The sequence below is a fragment of the Frankia sp. CcWB2 genome, from assembly GCF_977927585.1.
In genome coordinates, this window is the sequence record NZ_CDWRCM010000275.1 from 1 (window position 1) to 4,371 (window position 4,371).

The 4,371-nt window shown below is 68.4% G+C and carries 3 protein-coding genes, 2 tRNA genes and 1 pseudogene; 3 read left to right on the forward strand and 3 right to left on the reverse strand.

The annotated features are described in order from the left end of the window. Positions 1-161: 161 nt before the first annotated feature. Positions 162-1,607: a trigger factor gene (gene tig, locus ACY45C_RS20235; RefSeq protein WP_462189137.1), complete on the reverse strand. Its 1,446-nt coding sequence runs from the start codon at positions 1,605-1,607 to the stop codon at positions 162-164. Positions 1,608-1,665: 58 nt separating this feature from the next. Then, positions 1,666-1,738 (reverse strand) — tRNA-Pro (locus tag ACY45C_RS20240). 47 nt (positions 1,739-1,785) lie between these two features. Here ACY45C_RS20240 and ACY45C_RS20245 point away from each other — a divergent pair. Then, positions 1,786-1,859: transfer RNA gene (locus tag ACY45C_RS20245), tRNA-Gly, on the forward strand. Between the two features lie 129 nt (positions 1,860-1,988). Here ACY45C_RS20245 and ACY45C_RS20250 read toward each other — a convergent pair. Then, entirely contained in the window at positions 1,989-3,113 is a 1,125-nt protein-coding gene (locus tag ACY45C_RS20250) for an acyl-CoA dehydrogenase family protein (RefSeq protein ID WP_462189138.1), read from the reverse strand. 33 nt (positions 3,114-3,146) lie between these two features. Here ACY45C_RS20250 and ACY45C_RS20255 point away from each other — a divergent pair, with 33 nt between their 5' ends. Together ACY45C_RS20255 and ACY45C_RS20260 are read left to right on the forward strand one after the other, a co-directional pair. After that, positions 3,147-4,025, forward strand: a complete 879-nt coding sequence (locus ACY45C_RS20255) for a hypothetical protein (RefSeq protein WP_462189139.1) — start codon at positions 3,147-3,149, stop codon at positions 4,023-4,025. Further along, positions 4,009-4,371 (forward strand): annotated as a pseudogene (locus tag ACY45C_RS20260) (class I SAM-dependent methyltransferase); the annotation flags it as partial. The gene ACY45C_RS20255 and the pseudogene ACY45C_RS20260, both read left to right, overlap by 17 nt.

A 4,371-nucleotide genomic window follows, 5' to 3' on the forward strand; every position in this document is an offset into this window, starting at 1 on the left:
GGCCTGCTCCGCAAACGGGCCCTCCTCACCCGATGATCACCGGCGGGCCAGAAGAATCACAAGATCAGCGACAGATCCGGTGACCAACCCCCACGATGCGCCTGTTATGACCCGATGGTTGCTTCGGGAGGAACGCGACCGCGCCAGCGGCGAGGCGCCGATCAGCCGTTGCCGTCGGTCTTCGCCTCAACTGGCTCAACCGGCTCAACCGTGGCGTCCCCGGGGGCGACTGCCTCCGCCGCGACGGTGACGTCGTGGTCATGATCCGCGTCCGCGTCGGCGCCCGGCTGCGGACGGGCCGGCAGAGCGAGCTCGACGGAGGTCCCCGCACTGTCGACGACTTTGGCGTTCTCCAGCAACAGGAAGAGCGCCTTGGTCCGCAGGACATCGGCCATCAGGGCCGTCAGACCCTCGCCCTGCGCAAGCTGCTGAGCGTAGACGTCCGGCTGCACCCCGGAGCGCTGGGCACGCAGGATGATCTGCTCCATCAGCTCGCCCTGGTCGATCCCAATCGACTCGGCATCGATCACCGCGTCCAGGATGAACTGGGAGCGGATGGCCTTGCCGGCGGACTCGCGGACCTCCGCGTCGAACTCCTCCTCGGTCTGGCCGAGGGTCTCCAGGTAGGACGTGCGGTCCGTGCCGATGTACTCCAGCTCGCGGGAGAGGCGGTGCTCACGGGCCTCGATCTCGCCGACGAGCAGCGAGCCGGGCACCGGCACCTCCACCCGCTCCAGGAGGCTTTCCAGCAACTTCTCCCGGGCTTGGCCGACCTGTTCGGTGCGGCGCGACTGCTCCAGGCGCGCCCGGATGTCCGCGCGCAGCTCGTCGAGGGTGTCGAACTCGCTGACGGTGGTCGCGAAGTCGTCGTCCAGGGCCGGGAGCTCCTTCTCCTTGACCCCGCGGACCGTCGCCGTCACCTGGGCGGGCTGACCGGCCTGCTCGCCGGAGAGCAGCTCCGTGGTGAAGGTACGAGTCTCGCCGTCCGTGGCGCCGATGATCGCGTCGTCGAGACCCTCGACCAGGTTGCCACTGCCGACCTCGTAGGACAGCCCGGTCGCCTCGGCATCCTCGATCGGCGTGCCGTCTGCCTCGGCGGACAGGTCGAGCGAGACGTAGTCACCCGCCTGCACGGCCCGCTCCACCGGCGTGAGCACCGCGAAACGATCACGCAGCGCGCCGACCTGCTCCTCGACCTGCTCGTCGGTGACCTCGACGGCGTCAACGATGACCTCAAGCTCCGAGAACTCCGGCAGGGTCACCTCGGGCCGGACGTCCACCTCGGCGGTGAAGACGAGCTGGCCGCCGTCGGCGAACTCGGTGATGTCCACCTCGGGCCGGGACAGCACGTCGACCTCCTCGGCCTGCACGGCCTCGGAGTAGAGCTGCGGCAGCGCATCCTGGACGGCTTCGTCCAGGATGACATCCCGGCCCAGCCGCTGGTCCAGGATGCGCGGCGGGACCTTGCCCGGCCGGAAGCCCGAGACCCGGACCTGGCGGGCAAGCTTGCGATATGTGGCCTCGAGCGAGGGCTTGAGCTCGTCGAAGGGCACCTCGACAGTGAGCTTGACCCGGGTCGGGCTGAGGGTCTCCTTGGTGGCCTTCACGGCGCGGCGGTCTCCTGGTACGACGTTGGACAGGGGGGTGACACGCCGAGGCTATCGGTCGGGGCGGGGAGACTCGAACTCCCGATCTCCTGCACCCAAAGCAGGCGCGCTAGCCACTACGCTACGCCCCGAGGCGTTGCCTGCTCATTCTACGGGGTAAGCTCGCATCGATCACCTCGCGGGTGTAGCTCAATGGCAGAGCCCCAGCCTTCCAAGCTGGCCATGCCGGTTCGATCCCGGTCACCCGCTCCACTCTGGGTGGGTTGTGTCCGCGCGGGGGCGGACCTCGTCGTTCCGCCAGGCCTACCGGGAGGGCCGAGCCCCCCGAACCCCCCGCATGCTAGGTGGATCCTGCTCCGGGCGTGGTTGGTCTCTTGCCGGTCAGAGGGAGCGGGCGATGAGCTCCTTCATGATTTCGTTGGTGCCGCCGTAGATCCTCTGGACGCGGGCTGCGGCGTACATGCGGGCGATGGGGTACTCGGTCATGTAGCCGTAGCCGCCGAAGATCTGTAGGCAGCGGTCGACGATCTCGCACTGCTTGTCGGTGGCCAGGTATTTGGCCATGGACGCGGTTGCGCCGTCGAGCCGGCCAGCCACATGCTCGGTGATGCAGTGGTCGATGAAGGTGCGCAGCGCCAGCGCTTCGGTACGGCACTCGGCGAGCACGAACCGGGTGTTCTGGAATTCCAGCAGGGGTTTGCCGAACGCCGTGCGCTCCTTGGCGTAGGCGATGGCCAGGTCGACGGCGTGTTCGGCGGCAGCCGCGGCATTCACCGCGATGGACAGCCGTTCCTGCGGCAGTTGCTGTACCAGCTGCATGAAGCCTTGGCCCTCGGCCGGACCGAGCAGGTTGGCCGCCGGCATCCGCATGTCGGTGAAAGCCAGCTCGCGGGTGTCGGTGCCCATCGCGCCGATCTTCTGCAGCACCCGGCCGCGTTCGAACCCTTGCAGCCCCTGGGTTTCCGCCACGATCAGCGACAGCCCTCTGCCGCCGGGCGCGTTGCCGGTGCGGGCCACGATGATGAGCAGGTCACAGTGGGTACCGTTGGTGATGAACGTCTTCGCACCGTTGATCACGTAATGGTCACCCTCGCGCCGGGCGGTGGTGCGCACGGCCTGCAGGTCGCTACCGGTGCCCGGTTCGGTCATCGCGATCGCGCCGACGAACACACCGGACGCCAGTCTGGGCAGCCATCGCTGCTTCTGCTCGTGGCCGCCGTAGGCGTTGATATAGCGCGCGACGATCGGGCTGTGCACCAGGTAGGCCCAGCAGTCGTCGGCGATGTAGCCCTGCTCGCGCAACACCACGGCCTCGTGCGCGAACGTGCCGCCACCGCCGCCGTACTCGATGGGGCAGCTGATGCACAGCAGGCCGATCTCGCCGGCCTTGTTCCAGAACTCGCGGTCGACCGCGTGCTGTTCGGTCCACCGCTCGTGGTTGGGTTCGGATTCCTTGGCCAGGAAGGTGCGGGTGAGGTTTTGGAGCTGGTCGAGCTCCTCGGTCATCCACGATGATCGGTAGGTCATAGTCTGTCCTCAGTGGCCGGTGAAGTTGCCGGCGATCCGTTCGGCGATCTTCGTCGCGGTGGCAAGGGTTTCGGTGTCGGGGACGACCTGGCCGACCTAGCCGACCTACCCGATCTGCCCGTCAAAGGCCGCGGTCGCCGCGGTGTTGACGATGACGGCTTCTCCGATGCCCATGCTGTCCGACGGTACGGCAGGCTTTGCAAATGGTCAGCGGTGCTCGGCGTCCCCGCGCAGGGCAGCGCGGCCGAGATCGGCAGAGCCCACGACCCCGCCGTCGCCCGCATGTACGCCGAGCACCCCGCCCAGCTGCGCTACCTGCGCCGCGCGCTGATCGACCCGGAACACGACAACACCAAGATGATCATCCTGCTCGCCGACCTCACTCTCAGCCAGGTCCGCGGCCTACGTGCCGCCGGCATTTCCACCAAGCCCGATCCAGAGCACACCCAGGCGCTGGGCATCCTGATCCGCGAGCTCGGCCCTGATCCGCGAACTCGGCCCTCGCCTGCGGCAACCCGTGGTCGAGTAGTTCTGGAACCACCTCGCCCAGGACGCGCCCACCGCCGGGCCACCGCCAGAGCCGACGATCAAAATCAGACCAGTCCCGCGCCCCTGACGCAGGGCTCCGGCGTGCCTGCGGTGACGTTCTCCCGTGCCGCGGCGGGTGCGGCCGAACCCGGCGGCGTGTTCCGGCCCGGTTCAGCCTGGCCACCCGGTTCAGCCGCGCGGCGTGGAGCGGTCGGTGAAGCTTCGGCTGCAATTCGGATACAAGAGGTATTTTGCGGGGGCTTCCCGACTGCGGACCGGATGCGGATCAAATATTCAGAGGAGGCCGATGGTGAGGCGTCGTGGCTGGCTCCCGGTAGCCGCGTGTGTGGGGATCGGCCTTAACGGCATCCGGCTGCGCGGCCGGGTAGGTGCCATCGACGTCATCGAATCGGTGGACCATGGGCATCCGGGAGGCGAGCCCGGCTCGGACGACCCTCACGCGCAGCATCCGTCGTACATCCTCCTCCTCGCCTCCGGAGTGCGTCTCGGCCCCGAGCATCGCCGCGCAGCCGACACCTACGCGCGTCGGCACGGCTGCGAGGTCCTCGACCTGGTCCCAGCCGAGATGTCGGCGCACCGGATCCTCGACCTGGCGCGGATGGTCGACCCGTCCACCTACCGGTCAGCCCGGCTGGCCCGCGGTCGCGGGGCCTTCCAGGCGGTGCTCGTCAATGCAGAGGTGCTAGGG

Excerpts from the sequence above, each read along its gene's own strand:
- ACY45C_RS20250 (WP_462189138.1), bottom strand. The coding sequence starts at position 3,113 with ATGACCGAGGAGCTCGACCAGCTCCAAAACCTCACCCGCACCTTCCTG.